The sequence below is a fragment of the Neokomagataea tanensis genome (assembly GCF_006542335.1).
In the GTDB taxonomy this organism is placed as follows: Bacteria; Pseudomonadota; Alphaproteobacteria; order Acetobacterales; family Acetobacteraceae; genus Gluconobacter; species Gluconobacter tanensis.
Genome location: NZ_CP032485.1, coordinates 1,647,442 through 1,663,559 on the forward strand (window position 1 = coordinate 1,647,442; position 16,118 = coordinate 1,663,559).

Sequence of the window (16,118 nt, forward strand, 5' to 3'; positions counted from 1 at the left end):
AACTATTTCTTGGCCATCTTATGGACGATAGATGTGGTGGAACGGCCTGAAATCAACTCAGAAAGATATACACTTCCGCCGTAGGATTTCACAAAGTCACCCCCAACCACACTGTCTTCTGTGTAATCGGAGCCTTTTACTATGATATCTGGCCGCAAAGCCTTGATAGTTTGAAGGGGGGTATCCTCGTCAAAGATTACGACAAGGTCAACGTAGCGTAATGCGCCCATGACGGTTGCTCGTGCTGCTTGGTCTTGCAGTGGCCGTGTAGGGCCTTTCAGGCGCATCACAGAGGCATCGCTGTTTAGAGCAACCACCAATTTATCCCCTTGCTGGGCAGCGTCTTTGAGTAAGGCAACATGCCCCGGGTGTAGGAGATCGAAGCAGCCATTCGTAAAAACGATGCGGGCCCCGTGATGGCGCCAGTTTTCAACCACATGCTGTGCCCTATCTAGGGATAAGGTGGCGCCGCTCTCTTGCATGTCGGCCAACAGGCTTTGGCTCAGTTCGGCGCGGGACACAGTCGCCGTGCCTAATTTGCCTACCGCAATAGAGGCAGCATTCGTTGCGATAATAATTGCTGTTTCAAGGTCTTGGTTTGCTGAGAGCACACTGGCGACGGTGGCAACGACTGTATCGCCAGCTCCGGACACGTCATAAACTTCAGATTTGTGGGTGCGCGCGTGAGTTGTGCGGCCGTCTTTACTGCAGAGTGTCATACCGTCTTCTGAGCGCGTAACGAGTACGTCGCCGCCAAATTGCTCAATGGCATTGCGGGCTGCGTACTCGATCTCTGCATCGGTTTTGACGGGCAAATTGGTCGAGGCTTTAAGTTCGCCTCTGTTCGGCGTTAGGAGTGTTGCGCCACGATAAGCCCGGAAATCTAGTTGTTTTGGGTCAACGATAACGGGGATTGCTCTAGATTGTGCCTCAGCGAAGATAGCTTGTAGCACTGGAGGGCTTAATACGCCTTTTGCATAATCTGAACAGACTACTACATCCGCATTTTGAATGGCTTTTCGCGCAGAAACTATGAGCGCGTTTTGTGCGCTTTCAGCGACTTGGCTGGTCTTTTCATCATCAATGCGGACCAGTTGCTGGCGGCCGCTCAGAACGCGTGTTTTTGTAATGGTTGGGCGTGTTGGATCTGTAATAATACCGTCAGTATTAATGTTGGGCAGTGCTTTAAGGGCGTTGCATAGCGCCGTCGCAGAATCGTCATCTCCCACTAAACCGACGAGGCTAACTTGGCAGCCTAATGTTGCCGCGTTCATGGCTACGTTGGCTGCTCCACCGGGCACAGTGGTGTGGTTCGCGCGTACGAGGACAGGTACAGGCGCTTCAGGAGAAATTCTTTCTACTGAGCCATTAATATAGCAGTCGAGGATCAGGTCACCAATAATGGCGATCCGGCCAAAATCGAAATTGTCGATCATATAAACGGTTATCCTCGGGTACTCATCGCGTCGGTGGGTATTATTTCTCAGCGGAGGCAAAGGCACCACCCCAAACCCACCAGTTATATTGCTTTTGCAATTCCTGGGCAGCCAGTTGGGCGGAACGTGCAGTAGGAAAGAGACCAAAGCAGGTGGCGCCGGAGCCGCTCATGCGGGAGAGTAAGCAGTCCGTAGAAAAACTAATCGCCTGCAATGTGTCATTGATGATGGGGGCAAGGCCCGTAGCTGGCGGCTGGAGATCGTTGGTAGTCTTGTCCAATACAGAAACCAAATGCTCCATTCCGTCCCAGTGGCAGGGTAAGTTTGGTTCTGTGCGGCTCTTTGGTCCTCCGTTAGCCGAAAAGCGACGGAAGATGTCGGGGGTAGAAACCGCAACTCCGGGGTTTACCAGCATTATCCCGCCAGCAGGCATAGCGGGCACAGCCTTCAGTACTTCGCCAATGCCTTGCATGCGTGTCGCGCGTTGGGCGAGACATACAGGGACGTCCGCGCCCAATTTAGGGGCAATGTCTTTCAGTAAGTCTTTTGGAATGTTCCACAGTGTGGAGAGTAGCCGAAGTGTAGCAGCGGCATCTGCAGACCCACCACCGATGCCAGAGGCAACGGGAAGGTTTTTTTCGAGTGTTATGTGTGCTCCAAAGCTGCTTTTGGCGTGTATTTTTAGCAGCTGGGCGGCTTTTAGAATTAAGTTGTCATCGGTTGAGCTAAGGCCGGTTCCGAATGGACCGTGAATTGACAATGTGCAGTTGCCGTCTGTCCGAAGCTCTGCGGTAAGCCGGTCTCCTACTTCGGTGAAGACGGCAAGGCTGTCTAACAAATGGTAACCGTCGGGGCGACGACCTGTGACATGCAAGAAAAGATTGATCTTGGCGTGGGCAGTGTCATGCAAAGTCAGGGGGGAGGTCATGCATTCCGCTCAGGTTAGTGTTCAAAAATGGCGAGGTGCGGCCCGCCATGATTTAGAGCATTCTCAATCAGAACTTGATCATGAGACGAAGGTGTATCGTCCAAAGCTTGGTTCCATTGATCTTGCGCCTCTGTATGGCGTCCTTGGTACCAGTAGGCAACACCCAGATGATAGGCAATTTCGGGATCGTTTGGTGCGTGCTCTGCGGCCTGGTGTAAAATATCGGTCGCTTTCTTCAGGTCGCCTTTAATTTTTAAAAGCCCCCAAGCGTAGCTGTCTTGTATTGCGGTGTTATCCGGTTGGAGGTGCACAGCTTTTTCAAGAGATGACATGGCAAGTGTGGCGTTTTCGTTATGCTCTACAGAAGCATAGCCCACAAAGTTGAGGACATCAGCATCCTGAGGAGCAAGTTCTAGGGCATGCATCATATCTTCGCGGGCGTGCGGCCAGTCGTCTGCACTCTCATAGGCCATTGCGCGCGCCAGCAAGAGGGGCCAGACATCATTCTTGCGGGGAGATGAGGCGTGCAGTGCTTGTGAATAATGGTTGATAGCGTCTTTGTAGAGGCCCGATACATTCTCGGTGTCTGCGAGTTGTGTCAGGAAAAAAGGATCGTTTGGCTTGAGGCTCAAGGCGTGAATAAGGGTGCGGCGGGTTTCGGCCGAATTGTTGATACGGGTGGCAAGATTGATGCGTTCTTGTGCTGCGAGAACAGCGAGTGGGTCTGAATCTGCCACTGAGTTTAGAAGTTCGAGGCCTTGGCTTGCCTGGTGATCATTATTGAAAAGGTCCGCTAAAAATATACGGGCCACTGTAAGGGCAGGATCAAGTCTAAGCGCCTCTTGCAGGGCGATAACAGCAACGGCATTTGAGTTGTCGTTATGGGCACTCGCGGTAATCATCGCTGCGATTTGCAGATTTAGGATAGCGGCAGCTTGGCGCGGGGTCACTGGCCCTCGTGGTTTGAGGTGTTCTTGCAGGCGATCCACGGTAAGTGCAGTGAGTGATGACTGAGTTCCCAAATCGGCCAAGCGTTTTAATGCTTCTTGCTTGTGATTGGTTGATGCAAGCCACGCGCTCTCAAGGTCTGCTGAGAGGATTTGCAAAGCGGGTGTGGGCGGAGTGGTTTGCGCTACTCGGTTATAGAGTGTTCGGATGGTGTCCGCCGCAGCAATTCGTTCTGCTATCAACGCTGCGTGGAGAACCAGTAAACTTCTTGTCGGGCCAAAGGAAGCAGCATCGTTCAGAAGGGAAACGGCTTGGCGTAATTGCGAAGTGTTTGGGGAGTGTGCGTTCTGGTTTTCGTCTACCAAGCTCCAAGCCGTCAGTACGGGGGATGCAAGGGCTATGAGTGGCCCCGGGTGGCTGCTGTGGCTTAATATTCGACGAACGTCAGAGGTTTGGTGTGCCGCTAAAGCTTCCTCGGCAAGGAGGAATGATGCGATGTCGTCGTCAGGCATGAGGCGCGCAAGCGCTGCAGCGTCATCTATTTTGCCATTCATTGCCGCATAGCTAAGAGCTTGTTTGCGGATAAGCAGATCGGTTGGTGATAAATGTGAGAGGTGCAGCAGCGCTTCTGATGCTTGGGGGATATCCCCGCGTTGCATCATTGTGTCGGCGGCAAGGCGCCATCCAGTCAAAGACGAGTCAGGGGAGGTGGGAGACGCCGCTTTTTGTAAGGGAGAGACGCTTTGTGCATAAGAGCATGCCGGGCTCAGCATAAGCAGTATCGTCGCGAGGCGGGTTGCCTTACGTTGGTGTGCCGAACAGTAGGAAATGAGGCGCTGGATTGGCCTGTGCCAGAAACTGTTGATCTGCATAATATTAGTCTTCTAGACCGGCTGGGGTTTATCGCCAAATGAAAGAAGACAGGAAGCGTAAAAGCGCATGACGCCTGAAGTAACTTTGCAGCGTATGGAAATGATTTCAGCGCTGACACTCCTGTATGAATGGGGTGTCGACGAGGTCATGCTTGATTCGCCGCAAGATCGGTTTGCGGAAGTCGAAGCGGAAATCAAAGCCGCAGTGCCGAGTGAACTCCCGCGGAAAATGCGTACTCGTTCTCCTGAGGGGCGCGCTGAGGAGCATATTCTGCCTGCCAATGGCGGTGTCCCTGCTGGTGCGCCTGTTGGTGGTGCAGCGGATTTGTCGGAGACGGGACTTCTGGCGCGCACAGCAATGCACCAACTCAAGGCGCATTACGTCGAAGGAGCACCGATTTTAATTGTGGGAGAAGTTCCAGACGCGGAAGAAGACCGCACTGGCCAGCTTTTTTCGGGCGAGAGCGGTGCTTTGCTAGAGCGAATGCTGGCATCGATCGGAGTGGCGCGTGCCGACTTGTCTTTCGTGCCAGCGGTGCCGTGGCGTCCGCCGGGGGGGCGTCCGTTAAGCGCATCTGAAATGCAGGCTTGTAGACCATTGCTGCAAGAAGCTTTGCGGCAAGGACGGCCAAAGCGAATCGTTACTTTGGGTGTAACGCCCCTCAGGATGTTGTGTGGTGAAAAGCTCATGCTAGGGCGCGCGCGCGGGCGGTGGGTTGACATTACTGTGCCGGGAATAGAGGGGGGCGTGCCTCTTTTGCCTATGTACCACCCGGCGCAGTTAAAAGTGGGTCCCCTCATTCGGAGAAAGTTGTGGGAAGACCTTCTTTCTTTGCGTCAGAGCCTCCAAAGTGAGCAGTAGAAATTGGTCATTTTGAGGTGTGGCAAAAAAAATGCACAAAAGAGAAAAAAACCACTGAATTTAGGTGGTTGACCACTGGAACGAATCGTTAGTCTTCGATATGATCGAACAGTCGCGGGCTGTAGACTTTCCTCAAAACTTGATTTGGGCCGCGAAAACGTGTAGCCACTCGCCGCTATGCGATGGATTATTCCTTTAAATTGTAACAATGCAGCACGTGCTGTGGTCGTTAGCGCGCTTCTTGTCGCCGGCGGTTCTTTCTCGGTTGTGCGAGGGCAGACGGCGCGTTTGCAGTCGGACCCGTCAGGGACTGTGCAGACTGAAGATGCGCATGATGACGAAACGGCATTTGCCCGAGGTAGATCCACGGACGACACTGTAGTGTCTTTGCCGCATCCGCTTTCTGCGGGTGAGGCAGCGCAGTACAGGCAGATTTTTCAAGCACAAAGACGTGGCGATCTTAAGCTTGCACAGATCAGCCAGAAGCGTCTGCTCGACAGTACGCTCCTGGGAGACGTGCTGGCAGATCGTTACCTTGCACCAGAAGCGAAGCCCTCAGCGGAAGATTTAAAGGATTGGCTGAAGCATTACGCGTCCTTACCCGATGCGGGTAGCATTCAGGGTGCTTTGCTTAAGATGGTTCCGCAGGGAGCTGTCTCAGTTCAGACATTCCGGCGTTCTCTCGCTGCTGATGCAGCGATGGACGATACGCACCATGTTAACGTCGCGGCGGCTCCCGATCCTCTCGCTCATGCTTTTACGCGGAACCCATTATTGGACCGTACTGTGCAAGAGCGCGTATCACGCGGCGAGCGCGGTGCGGAGAGTGCTCGTAAGCTGGTTGACGCGACCCCGGGTATGACTGCCGCTTACGCTGGGCAGCTTTACGGTGAGATTGCTCTGGGTCTCCTCTCTCAAGGTATAACGTCAGCGGCTTTGAGAACGGGTAGTGCCGGGTATAACCGGGGGCAGCATAATGTTGCGTTGCCAGCATACGTTGCAGGACTGGCAGCATGGCGGCTGGGGCAATATGAGGCCGCTTATACGCTTTTCGAAAATGCAGCGAATGCGCCACTGACTACGCCTGAGGCGCAGGCATCAGCAGCGTACTGGGCAGGGCGTGCATCCGTTCCAGTGCATGGGATGGCGCGTTATGCAAGCTGGCTGCACCGTGCGGCAAACCATAAAGAGACATTCTATGGTTTGTTGGCTATGCAAAGTTTGGAGCAGGGGCGCAAAGGCCATGCGCGCGTCCCAGGGATTGCAAAAGAGCTAACGCTCCATGACCCTATCCCGGTTCTAAGTGAAATTGATGTGGAAGCGGTAGGCGCTTTGCCGGATGGGCAGCGCTTGTTCGCTCTTCTCCAGATCGGTGAAAGAGGCCGTGCAGAAGCGGTTATGCGTCAATTATGGTTTGATGTTGTTGGTGACCCTGCACGTGCACGTTCCGTACAGCTGGTTGCGCAGGCAGCAGGCTTTCAGGATTTGTCAGAACAGTTGGCGTCCTTGATCGTGAATGGTGAGCATCAGTCTAGCGTAGGGGCGCCTACGCCTCTACCGATGCCAAATTTACGCCCCGCTCATGGCTTCCGCGTTGATCCGGCTTTGGTATACGCCCTGACACGGGTTGAATCGAATTTTGACCCAGCAGCAGTTTCCGGAATGGGGGCTGAAGGCTTGATGCAGATACGCCCTCTGACGGCCAGCTTCGTGATGCATCCTCATCAGGTTTATGATTCAAAAGGTGTTGCCGTGCTGTCGGTGGCTCCGGGGATAACCGAACGGTTGCGCGACCCTGCCTCTAATTTGGATATCGGGCAGATGTACGTCGTGTACCTCGCAAACCAGTCTAGCCACGTGAATGATGCGACGCATCCGTCCGGGGGTGACTTGGTGCGAGTACTGGCATCTTACAATGCAGGGCCGGGTGCGATTGCACGTTGGGAAGCTGCACAGCAAGCAGATGTCCACGACCCGCTCTATTTTATGGAAACTTTGCCAAATACAGAAACGCGGGACTACGTGCACCGCGCTTTGACGTTCACTTGGTTATATGCTCGCCGTCTGCACGTAGGCGCACCGTCGCTGGCGTCTTTAAGTGCTTCTGAATGGCCGTCATTCTCGGCGGAAGAAGCTCTCGCGCGCAAACATGCGGTTAATTAACTGACCTAAAAAGGTATGTGCAGGCCTGATGCGCGCTCATAAGAGCGCGATGAGGGCTACGCCTGCAAGGATAAGACACAAGGCTGCCAGCAAAATAACGGTAAGGCGCTTTTCTATAAAATGGCGAATGGGTTCGCCGTAAATTTTAAGCAGAATCGCCTCAAGGTAAAAACGTGCGCCTCGTGTTACAATGCTGGCCGCTATAAACGGCAGCAGTGAGTAATGAGCGGCGCCTGCGGCTATGGTTACGAATTTGTACGGCAGAGGTGTTAGGCCTTTAGCCAGTATGATCCATATGCCGTATTGCCTGAACAAGGCTTCCAGCGCTGAAACCTTTTGCTCTGCATGGTAAAAATGGGCGATGGGTTCACCAATGTGCTGCATGAGAAATGCGCCAAGGACCCACCCGAGTACACCACCCGCGACGCTTGCAAGTGTGCATAAGCCAGCCAGTTGCAATGCACGCTCCCTGTTTGCAAGCAGCATGGGGATGAGCATGACATCGACTGGGATGGGAAAGATAAAGGCCTCTGCGGCTGCAATGACGATAAGCCAGAGAGGAGCGCGTGGGGATGCTGCAAGTAGCATGAGGCGGTTGTAGAGTGATGTCAGCACGGAGAACTTCTCTTCGGGGAGGGAGTGCTATGTCCTATCCCCGTGCTGCCAAAATGAAAAGTTGTTTGCGTCAGGGGCGCGGTTGTAGGCATTTGATTAAAACGAAAAATAAAAACTCCGCGCTCGTAGCGGAATAGTAAAGAGAATCATCAATGAAGGTACGCTACACATGGCCAGCGCGGCTGCTGCATTGGCTTATGGCTGGTATTATCATTACGGCGTGGGGAATTGGTTTTTACGCTGACCGTATATTGCCCGTTGGTCCTTCGTATAACCGTGCGGGCTTGTTGGCATTCCACAAAGAAATTGCGACCTGCATCATTATACTCTTCGTTCTGCGCCTAGCGTGGAGGGCGACACACCGTCCGCCTGAAGTTGAGGGAGCATTAACGGAGGATCAGCGTTTCGTTGTTCATGTCGCGCATTGGGCATTGTATGGCCTGATGATTCTGACACCACTAACCGGCTGGATCATGTCTTCTGCCCACGGCTACCCGGTGCCAATGTTGTGGTTGGTCCACCTTCCGCCTTTGGTTCATAAAAGTCCTGTCTTGGCACCGTTCTTCACGTCGCTTCATCAGCTTTCATCGTGGGTTTTGGGGGTGTTCATAGCAGGACACATTACCGCAGCGTTGTTGCACCGTTTTTCACGCCGCGACGGCATTATGGACACGATGCTTTAAAATTACTCCGTTGCGGCCTTCAAGCCTTGGCCTGCTGCCAAAGGGCTGAGGGGCAGTGCCCCCATAAGGCATGCACCAAGAAGGTCTAGGCCGGTTTCTGCCGTGGTGCCTAATAATGGGGCGTATGAGGCTGCCGCACCAAAAATGAGCACAGGGGTTGCCAAGGGTAAAACGAGTAAGGGGAGTAAGACGCCACCGCGTCTAGCTCCCAGCACAATGCAGGCTGCCATCCCGCCGACAAGAGACAGGCAGAGTGTCCCTAATGTTAGGCTGATGAGTAAAATAGGCATCTCTTGCTCGGTCACGCCGAGCATTAGCCCTAACGGTAAGCTGGCAACAATAAGTGGAAGCCCGGTTGTAAGCCAATGAGCAATCATTTTCGCTAAAGCGACCCATGGCGCGGATAGGCCTGTCAGCATTAAAAAATCGAGTGACCCGTCATCAAGCTCGGAGCCGAAGAGACGGTCCAGTGGCAGAAGGGAAGCGAGAAGTGCGCAGACCCATATAATTCCCGGTCCCATATGACGAAGCAAATCAGGCGATGGCCCAAGGGCTAGGGGGAACAAGCTGCCGCATAAGACAAAGAACAGTAGGGTAGCTAATGTGTCTGCACCAAAGCGGAAGGCCAAAAGAAGGTCGCGCCTGATGAGGGCATAAAAAGCTGTCATTCTGGAAAGTCCTCGTCAAACGCGTCGAGCAATGTTGTATCTTCTGCGATGACCGGGAGTTGGTGTGTTTGTGCCTCAGGAAGTGGCAGAGGAACATGGGTGGTTGCTACGAGTGCGCCGCCCTGCTTGCGGTGCTCCGCCATAATTGCCCCGAGCCTAGCGATGCTGGCTTGGTCAAGTCCCACGCTCGGCTCATCAAGTAGCCAAATTTTTGCGTCCGAAAGCATAATGCGGGCAAAGGCTGCACGTCGTTTTTGCCCGGAGGATAGAAGGCGTGCAGGTACGTCAGCTAAATGTGCGAGGTCTAGTGCTTGCAGCACACGAGCCAAAGGCACTGAGCTGAGTTGTGCTGAAAGAGCGAGGTTGTGACTTAAGCTTAATGCAGGTTTGAGTGCATCTTGGTGGCCTAGCCATGCGATGGGAGCATTGCGCTCAACATGGCCACGCGTTGGGCTGCGCAGGCCAGCGAGCGTGCGTAGGAGCGTTGATTTTCCTGCGCCGTTTGGACCTGTTAGGAGCATGGCTTCCCCTGAGTGGAGGGTCAGGTTCACTTGATCTAATACCAAGCGATCCCCCGGAAGACGCATAAGTTCTGCACCGTGAGGAGCGGGGTGGTGAGATTCAGCGTACCCATGCCCTTAATTGAGACTCATTATCATTATCATTTTTCAAAACCTTTGACCAGCATGTTCTGTGGCGGGGTAGGGCACTTATACACAGCTAGGACAAAGTGTCGTGCGCAATGAAGTCACTTCTGTGAAAATGGAAAAAACTCGCTTCTTTTGGGTGCCTTCGTTATGGGGGCTTGGATAATTTATGTTAGAGTAAGCCAGACACTCGCGTCACGTGCTGCACTGTTTTTGATAAGGGGCCCGAAAACTGACTGATCTCGTACTTCGGGCGAGTGACATCACCAAATCTTTTGGTGGAAGCCCGATTCTCAAAGGAATTTCGCTGGATGTGGAGCGCGGCGAACTCATTTCCATCATCGGACCTTCAGGGTGTGGGAAGTCAACGTTTCTACGTTGTTTGAATTTCTTGGAGCATCCTGATGCGGGTTCTGTTCACATTGAGAATGTGTCAGTCGCGTGTACTGGCGGGCACTGGACGCGAAACAACGAGGCCCAAGCGCATAAGCTACGCCAACATGTAGGTATGGTCTTTCAGTCGTTTAATCTTTTTCCGCACCGCACAGTGCTGGATAACGTCATGATGGCCCCTGTGCATGTAAAGCGTATGGCGCCCGATGCCGCAGAAAGCATTGCGAAAGAATTACTGGAAAAAGTTGGGTTGGCGCATGCCATGCAGCGTTTCCCCGATAGTCTTTCTGGTGGGCAAAAGCAGCGCGCGGCCATAGCGCGAGCCTTGGCGATGAAGCCTTCCGTTATGTTGTATGACGAGCCTACTTCGGCCTTGGACCCGGAATTATCAGAAGAAGTTTTGACGGTCATGCGCGCCCTTGATGAAGAAGGCATGACGCAACTGATTGTCACGCATGACATGCGCTTTGCGCAAGCAGCGTCTGACCGAGTGTTGTATTTTGAGGGGGGGGAGATCGTGGAAAGTGGAGATCCTGACCTGATGTTTGCCAACCCACAAGACGGACGTACGCGCCGTTTCCTGCGGACCTTGATAGGATGAATCGCTTTCTAACGTTCTTGGGCATGTGCCTGTGTGTTGTGGCTTTTTCGGTTCAGCAGGTACACGCAGCAGAGACTGCGTCGCAGGGTGTGGTACCCGGAGCGCTGAACCCAACGGATTTGCCCTGGTCCTCAGACGGGGAAGCAAATGTTCCGTACACATTCCATGACCCCGCCGAAGAAGCGCGCATAACAGGGTTTGAGTACGATTTGGTTGCTGCTCTCGGTGAGCGCATGGGACTGAAATCACGCTTCATTCAAAATGACTGGGATGGTTTGATACCCGGACTATCGCGCGGTTTATATGCGATGGTCGTGGATGGCATAGAAATGACGCCGGAGCATAAAGCGGCAGTTCTCTTCTCCCATCCTTACTACATAACCAGTAACCGTATTGTGGTCCGCAAATCGATGGCGCACCCGCCACTCACAGTAGGGGAGTTGCAGGGGCGGACCGTCGGGACGATTAAAGAAACATCGGCCGAACGGATTTTGCGCCTTGATGGGCATATCGCTATCCGCTCATACGTCGAAGAAACAAATGCCTTTGCGGATTTGCGCAACGGTAGGCTTGATGCGATCCTGCTGGACGAGCCGATTGCTCTTTATTACGGCACAATCTCTGACGATATGGAGATTGTAGGCCAGCCAGTTGGTCATACATCTTACGGAATTGCGTTTCGTAAGGGAGAGGACCAGTTATGCGGCCGGGTTGATGCAGCTTTAGATGCCATGACCCGCGATGGAACGCTGCACAAAATTCTGGCGAGATGGAATTTGTGGACTCCTGCTATGGCAGAGTTCACAGGTGACCACACCCAGCCGGATATCGCGCCAACGGAGTGGCAACGCTACCGAGATGCAATGGAGGCAACCACCGGTCATGGGTGGTATGTGCTTGTTAAGCGCTACGTAAATTTCTTACCATTGATAGGCCGTGCTGCATTAATGACTCTGGCCGTTTCGGCATTGGCTATGGTCTTGGCGGTTGTGCTTGGGGTTAGTTTGGCTTTGGCACGCCATTATGGTGGTTGGGTGCTAAGAACGCTTGCCGGGCTATATGTCGAAATTATCCGTGGCACGCCGTTGCTGATTCAGGTTCTTTTCATTTTTTACGGGCTGCCAATTATCGGCATACGCCTCTCTCCCTTCGTGGCGGGTGTGCTGTCGCTCGGTTTGAATTACGCGGCCTACGAAGCTGAAAACTACCGGGCCGGCCTTCTATCCGTTCCAAAGGGTCAAAGTGAAGCAGCGGTTGCGTTGAATATGACGCATTTCCAAGCATTGCGGTTGGTTGTCGTACCTCAAGCCTTCCGCACGGTCGTGCCGGTGATGACGAATGATTTCATCTCGTTGTTAAAAGACAGCTCGCTGGTCTCGGTCATCACTTTGAGCGAATTGAGCCAGGCCTATGTCCGTCTCTCGGCGACGTATTATGATTATTTCGGCACAGGCTTGATGGTTGGGGCTGCGTATCTGCTCTTGGGGCTGCCTTTTGTTAGGCTGGCCCGAATAGCTGAGCGGCGAATGGGGCGCAGTATGGGCAGCGGATCTGGCCGCCCACACTGAAGGTCGCACCTGAAAAGTTAGGGGCGGTGGCGCCCGGGGCTGGCGGGGTCGCTCACAGCTTCTGGGCGGAGGTCACTCTCCGTCAAGTTGCCGCTAAACCCTTTCCACAAAAGGCGGGTCCAGACTTTGGCCCAAGCATTTGTGTCCGCGACGAACGTTTTGGCCGCTGGAAAGTGGGACAGATTACCTTTGGCCCAAGCTTCAAGGGGGCAATGACCTGATTTGTAACGGGCTCAACAGGAGCAAGAAGTGTGGTGACGCTTTCGGCCTGAACGCTTTGAGAGCCTTGCACGGCCGCTACGTGGAACCAGCCAATATTTATCATGATGGGCGGAATGGGATAAGCGAGCGTATTGAGGCGCGCAAAGGCGGCTTGGTCAAAAGATTGCTCGCCTGAGGCGGCGCCTTGCGGCAATGCGCTTGAAGTGAACGTGCATTCCTCGACTGGAAGACCAGTAGGGGCTGCTTTCTCACTTATCTGTGCGAAGTAGTTCCGGTCGTCATGACAGGGGGCATCCAAGTTTAGGACGGCGGAGGTCGGAATTGGAATTTGAGTAGCGCGAACAATAACGATCCCGGTGATAACGCCACGGTCCATTCGTGCGAGAAACTGTTCCGACAATTCGCCCCTTGGCCCCGTTTGGCCTGTCAGAATGGGGTGCCAGTCCCCGGCAGGCAGCGGGATTGTATGGCCGGCAATGTGGATGCTGCCGGTTTGAAGAATGTTAGGATCAGGCAGGCCGAGCTTGCCTGAATCATCGGGGGCTGGAGCAGCCCCCTGCGCAGCTGTGCCTTGGGCGTTGGGCGCGTGCCCTGGCAGCCAAGGTGCTCTGTGTTTGAGCGCTTGGGTAGGAAAGAATGCCGTCAAGCCAGCGCATGCCCCTCCCAATAAAAAGGCTGTCCGCCAGAGAGGGGCACGTTTCCAAAGGCGTACGAGAGCTGTCACAATAATCTCATTACTTCAGTGATCGTGTTTTAAGGATTATGTGCTGAAGATCGTCCGAGCTGAAGGTCGGCATCGCGGCTGATTTCGGCTGTGACGTTTTGGCCATTGCTGGTTAGGCGCACCATTTTTGCACCTTGCTGGCGCGCAACAATGAGGCTTTCGCTGATCATATCTTCAATCGAGCGGACGAGATCACGCGCACTGGCGCCGGTACCGAGGTTTTTCTGCTTTTGTAACAATTGGAACAGAAGTGTTGGATCGATGCCGCCTGTTTCGACGTGCAGGCCGTAGCTTTCGATCATTGTTTCAATCTCAAGAGCTGCCACGCGGGCGAGATCCAAGCCGTGCAGTGCGCGGAAAACAAAAATACGGTCAAGGCGGTTGAGGACTTCTGGGGCGAAACCTGCACGCTTTAGTGCCTCGACAGATTCGGCTCTCATGCGATCAGGTTCGTTTTCGTAGCGCTCTGCAATTTCTGTCAGGGCGTCCGTTGCGATGTTCGATGTCAGAATAAAGATCGCTCGGGTTGTAGAGACCTGCTCACCGGTAGACGCTTCCGTGATGTGGCCGTCATTCCACGCTGTGAGGAACTTTTTAAAGACGTCTGGGTGCGCTTTTTCAATTTCATCAAGCAGGACGACGGCATCTGGTGCTTCTTTCAAGCCACCGGTCAGGGCACCAAAAGTGTCGGACCCGACATATCCGCGTGGCGAACCGAAAAGGAGTGTCGCGGCATGAGGGCTGGACATTTGCGTCATGTCGTAATGCTGCAAAGGCCGGTCAGTCTGTTTGGCAATTTGCTTGGCGAGGTAGGTTTTGCCGGTACCTGGAGGGCCAGCCAAAAGGAAAACGCCGACGGGCTTTCCGCGAACTTGAAGCGCAAGGCGACGGCGCAGTTGCTGAGCGACGTCTTCACAAACGCGGTCTTGCCCGATGACGCGGGCACGCAAAGATGCAGCCAGTTCTTCAGCATCTATCACGGTTTCACGTTGTTCGCGGGCCATCAGTTCTTCGAGGGCCCCACGGTTAGTTAGGCGGCTGAGGACGTCCATGAGAAAGCCTTTCCTGCGCCGAAGACCACGGCGGGCGAGTGATTCGGCAGAAGTTTCGTATAAAAGACCGGAAAGAGTGAGCAATGTGCCCAGCCCAGCTGCGTAAGGAAAGGCGGGGCGTAGCCATTCAAAGGCATGTCGCAATCCATCCAGCGATAGATGCAGCATTACGCATACCTGTATTACGGCTAGCACGAGGAACACTGCCATCATTAATGGCATGGCCCGGTTAAGCGTCGGAATAAGAGAACGGAACATCAAATGCTACCTTGTCACTGGACGATAACGCCAAGCTCAATGGCTTGGTTCAGACCGGTCAGGGTAGGGAGCGCCTCGGGGCCGAGGGCTGTTAAGGCAATAATTGAGAGAAGAGCATTATGAGGTGCCGTAACCGGGGTAATGCTCACCGCGCCAGCTGTCGTGATGGGTAGTACAACAGGTTGAAAAGACGCGCTCAGAACGACACGCTGGGTTATGCCGGCGCTTGTAACATCCACCACTTGTCCGGGTACGCCCGCAGCATCCAGCAGAGGAAGCTGGGCGAGGCGTATATCGCCCCGCTGGAGCGATGCCATTATTTTTGCACGGGTTGCCGAATCAAAATGCGATGCTGCCAGCGCTTTTGGGGCATCGTTTAAAGACAACATGGATAACTGTGCAGCAGCAGGCAGAGGCTTGGGAGTATCTGCCATTTTTGCAGGGGAAGCAGGCAATAGCCCTTGGGTGTAGGCGTAAAAGCCGCCTCCAAGTGCAAAAACGGTTAAAAGGCACAGCGCGATGGGGCCAGTGTTACTGGATGCTTGCGGGCGCGCCTTTTGAAGTTCGGGCCGAGGAGGAGGCAATGTCATAATTTAGTATCTCACCTCGCATTAACGCAGAACGCAAGCTTTAGCTCTGTAGGGAAATGTAAACTATTCTTTCTGAGCGTTCCTGAGGTGCTGGAGAGGGAAGATATCAATGCTTGCGTTTACGGGCCGCCTGTCTTAATGAAACAAGTATTCCTTTCATCTTCCGCTCTTTTTTCGGGGGGTGGCCTTTACGGGCCGCCTTTTTTGTTTTGGCAGATCACGATACTTTTTCTGATGACGCTCCGGCCTATCCGGAGATGCCGCATTTAGGCGGGCTTGAGGCTCGTATTGCGGCACGGATTGCGCCTACCTTGGCGGATCTGGGGTATGAACTCGTGCGCCTTTCGGTGCTCGGGCGCGAGACTCCAACCGTGCAAGTCATGGCTGACCGTGCTGATGGCAGCCTCATTTCCGTGGATGATTGTGAACAAATCAGCCACGCCGTCGGCGCAGTGTTGGACGTGGATGATCCGATTCCGGGGGCGTGGATGCTTGAAGTATCTTCTGCCGGGATTGACCGTCCACTTACGCGCTTGAAGGATTGGGATCGGTTTGCGGGCCATCTGGTTAAAGCCGAGGTTGATGTGCCTATTGACGGGCGGCGTCGTTTTTCAGGTGTGGTGATGGGCACGCGCGATGGCGCAGGCCTGATCCGTCTTGATGACGGCAACGAAGCGGCTCTGCCTTTGGCGGACATCCGCAAGGCTCGTCTGGTGCTGACCGATGCTTTAATTGAAGCAAGTGCGGCACTTTCGGGCATCGACCAGACTGCGTCTGATGAAGGTGAAGCACGCCGCGTGCCCAAGCTAAACCCCGGCAAACCGGGTAAAAAAGGCTCTGGTCGCAAGGCAGCCGACAAAAACACCGTAGGGAAGAACTGATGATGAC

At 53.9% G+C, this 16,118-nt stretch carries 14 protein-coding genes and 1 pseudogene; 6 read left to right on the forward strand and 9 right to left on the reverse strand.

Annotated elements, in window-relative coordinates; genetic code table 11:
* Positions 1–2 precede the first annotated feature (2 nt).
* The 3 genes from rfaE1 to D5366_RS07570 are packed head-to-tail and all read right to left on the reverse strand — an operon-like array spanning position 3 to position 4,184.
* Complete coding sequence (gene rfaE1 / locus D5366_RS07560; RefSeq protein ID WP_141492956.1) at positions 3–1,436, reverse strand: D-glycero-beta-D-manno-heptose-7-phosphate kinase; 1,434 nt, start codon at positions 1,434–1,436, stop codon at positions 3–5.
* Between the two features lie 40 nt (positions 1,437–1,476).
* Entirely contained in the window at positions 1,477–2,364 is an 888-nt protein-coding gene (locus D5366_RS07565) for a 4-(cytidine 5'-diphospho)-2-C-methyl-D-erythritol kinase (protein ID WP_141492957.1), read from the reverse strand.
* A 14-nt stretch (positions 2,365–2,378) separates the two neighbouring features.
* A complete protein-coding gene (locus D5366_RS07570; RefSeq protein ID WP_141492958.1) occupies positions 2,379–4,184 on the reverse strand; it encodes a tetratricopeptide repeat protein in 1,806 nt (601 codons plus the stop codon).
* A 67-nt stretch (positions 4,185–4,251) separates the two neighbouring features.
* On the opposite strand from D5366_RS07570, the gene D5366_RS07575 reads away from it, so the two are divergent.
* Entirely contained in the window at positions 4,252–5,046 is a 795-nt protein-coding gene (locus D5366_RS07575; RefSeq protein ID WP_141492959.1) for a uracil-DNA glycosylase, read from the forward strand.
* A gap of 177 nt (positions 5,047–5,223) precedes the next feature.
* On the forward strand, positions 5,224–7,209 hold the full coding sequence (locus D5366_RS07580) for a transglycosylase SLT domain-containing protein (protein ID WP_240775212.1): 1,986 nt from the start codon (positions 5,224–5,226) through the stop codon (positions 7,207–7,209).
* A 36-nt stretch (positions 7,210–7,245) separates the two neighbouring features.
* On the opposite strand, the gene D5366_RS07585 is transcribed toward D5366_RS07580, so the two are convergent.
* Positions 7,246–7,824, reverse strand: a complete 579-nt coding sequence (locus D5366_RS07585) for a YqaA family protein (protein WP_141492960.1) — start codon at positions 7,822–7,824, stop codon at positions 7,246–7,248.
* Positions 7,825–7,976: 152 nt separating this feature from the next.
* Here D5366_RS07585 and D5366_RS07590 point away from each other — a divergent pair, with 152 nt between their 5' ends.
* The gene (locus D5366_RS07590; RefSeq protein ID WP_141492961.1) at positions 7,977–8,507 is read left to right on the forward strand and encodes a cytochrome b; all 531 of its coding nucleotides are present in this window, start codon (positions 7,977–7,979) and stop codon (positions 8,505–8,507) included.
* A 2-nt stretch (positions 8,508–8,509) separates the two neighbouring features.
* Here D5366_RS07590 and ccmB read toward each other — a convergent pair whose 3' ends face one another.
* Positions 8,510–9,175, reverse strand: coding sequence for a heme exporter protein CcmB (gene ccmB, locus D5366_RS07595; RefSeq protein WP_141492962.1), 666 nt, complete (start codon positions 9,173–9,175; stop codon positions 8,510–8,512).
* A pseudogene (gene ccmA / locus D5366_RS07600) lies at positions 9,172–9,809 on the reverse strand (heme ABC exporter ATP-binding protein CcmA). Before ccmA ends, ccmB begins: the two are co-directional and overlap by 4 nt.
* Before the next feature lie 245 nt (positions 9,810–10,054).
* Here ccmA and D5366_RS07605 point away from each other — a divergent pair.
* Together D5366_RS07605 and D5366_RS07610 are read left to right on the forward strand one after the other, a co-directional pair.
* Positions 10,055–10,816: an amino acid ABC transporter ATP-binding protein gene (locus D5366_RS07605; protein ID WP_141492964.1), complete on the forward strand. Its 762-nt coding sequence runs from the start codon at positions 10,055–10,057 to the stop codon at positions 10,814–10,816.
* On the forward strand, positions 10,813–12,384 hold the full coding sequence (locus D5366_RS07610) for an ABC transporter substrate-binding protein/permease (protein ID WP_141492965.1): 1,572 nt from the start codon (positions 10,813–10,815) through the stop codon (positions 12,382–12,384). The genes D5366_RS07605 and D5366_RS07610 overlap by 4 nt, the downstream gene beginning before the upstream one ends.
* An 82-nt stretch (positions 12,385–12,466) precedes the next feature.
* Here the strand turns inward: D5366_RS07610 and D5366_RS07615 are convergent, their stop codons facing one another.
* From D5366_RS07615 to D5366_RS07625, 3 genes are read right to left on the reverse strand one after another with little or no spacing between them, the layout of a single operon-like run.
* A complete protein-coding gene (locus tag D5366_RS07615) occupies positions 12,467–13,330 on the reverse strand; it encodes a hypothetical protein (protein WP_205839578.1) in 864 nt (287 codons plus the stop codon).
* Between the two features lie 29 nt (positions 13,331–13,359).
* Positions 13,360–14,640 (reverse strand): AAA family ATPase, encoded by a 1,281-nt coding sequence (locus tag D5366_RS07620; RefSeq protein WP_141492966.1) that lies wholly within the window; start codon positions 14,638–14,640, stop codon positions 13,360–13,362.
* A 14-nt stretch (positions 14,641–14,654) separates the two neighbouring features.
* Positions 14,655–15,230 (reverse strand): hypothetical protein, encoded by a 576-nt coding sequence (locus D5366_RS07625; RefSeq protein WP_141492967.1) that lies wholly within the window; start codon positions 15,228–15,230, stop codon positions 14,655–14,657.
* Positions 15,231–15,487: 257 nt separating this feature from the next.
* On the opposite strand from D5366_RS07625, the gene rimP reads away from it, so the two are divergent.
* Positions 15,488–16,111 (forward strand): ribosome maturation factor RimP, encoded by a 624-nt coding sequence (rimP, locus tag D5366_RS07630; protein ID WP_141493896.1) that lies wholly within the window; start codon positions 15,488–15,490, stop codon positions 16,109–16,111.
* Positions 16,112–16,118 lie beyond the last annotated feature (7 nt).

Excerpts from the sequence above, each read along its gene's own strand:
- rfaE1 (WP_141492956.1), bottom strand. The coding sequence starts at position 1,436 with ATGATCGACAATTTCGATTTTGGCCGGATCGCCATTATTGGTGACCTG.
- D5366_RS07575 (WP_141492959.1), top strand. The coding sequence starts at position 4,252 with ATGACGCCTGAAGTAACTTTGCAGCGTATGGAAATGATTTCAGCGCTG.
- rimP (WP_141493896.1), top strand. The coding sequence starts at position 15,488 with ATGCCGCATTTAGGCGGGCTTGAGGCTCGTATTGCGGCACGGATTGCG.
- D5366_RS07565 (WP_141492957.1), bottom strand. The coding sequence starts at position 2,364 with ATGACCTCCCCCCTGACTTTGCATGACACTGCCCACGCCAAGATCAAT.
- D5366_RS07580 (WP_240775212.1), top strand. The coding sequence starts at position 5,224 with ATGCGATGGATTATTCCTTTAAATTGTAACAATGCAGCACGTGCTGTG.
- ccmB (WP_141492962.1), bottom strand. The coding sequence starts at position 9,175 with ATGACAGCTTTTTATGCCCTCATCAGGCGCGACCTTCTTTTGGCCTTC.
- D5366_RS07610 (WP_141492965.1), top strand. The coding sequence starts at position 10,813 with ATGAATCGCTTTCTAACGTTCTTGGGCATGTGCCTGTGTGTTGTGGCT.
- D5366_RS07590 (WP_141492961.1), top strand. The coding sequence starts at position 7,977 with ATGAAGGTACGCTACACATGGCCAGCGCGGCTGCTGCATTGGCTTATG.
- D5366_RS07625 (WP_141492967.1), bottom strand. The coding sequence starts at position 15,230 with ATGACATTGCCTCCTCCTCGGCCCGAACTTCAAAAGGCGCGCCCGCAA.
- D5366_RS07620 (WP_141492966.1), bottom strand. The coding sequence starts at position 14,640 with ATGTTCCGTTCTCTTATTCCGACGCTTAACCGGGCCATGCCATTAATG.
- D5366_RS07570 (WP_141492958.1), bottom strand. The coding sequence starts at position 4,184 with ATGCAGATCAACAGTTTCTGGCACAGGCCAATCCAGCGCCTCATTTCC.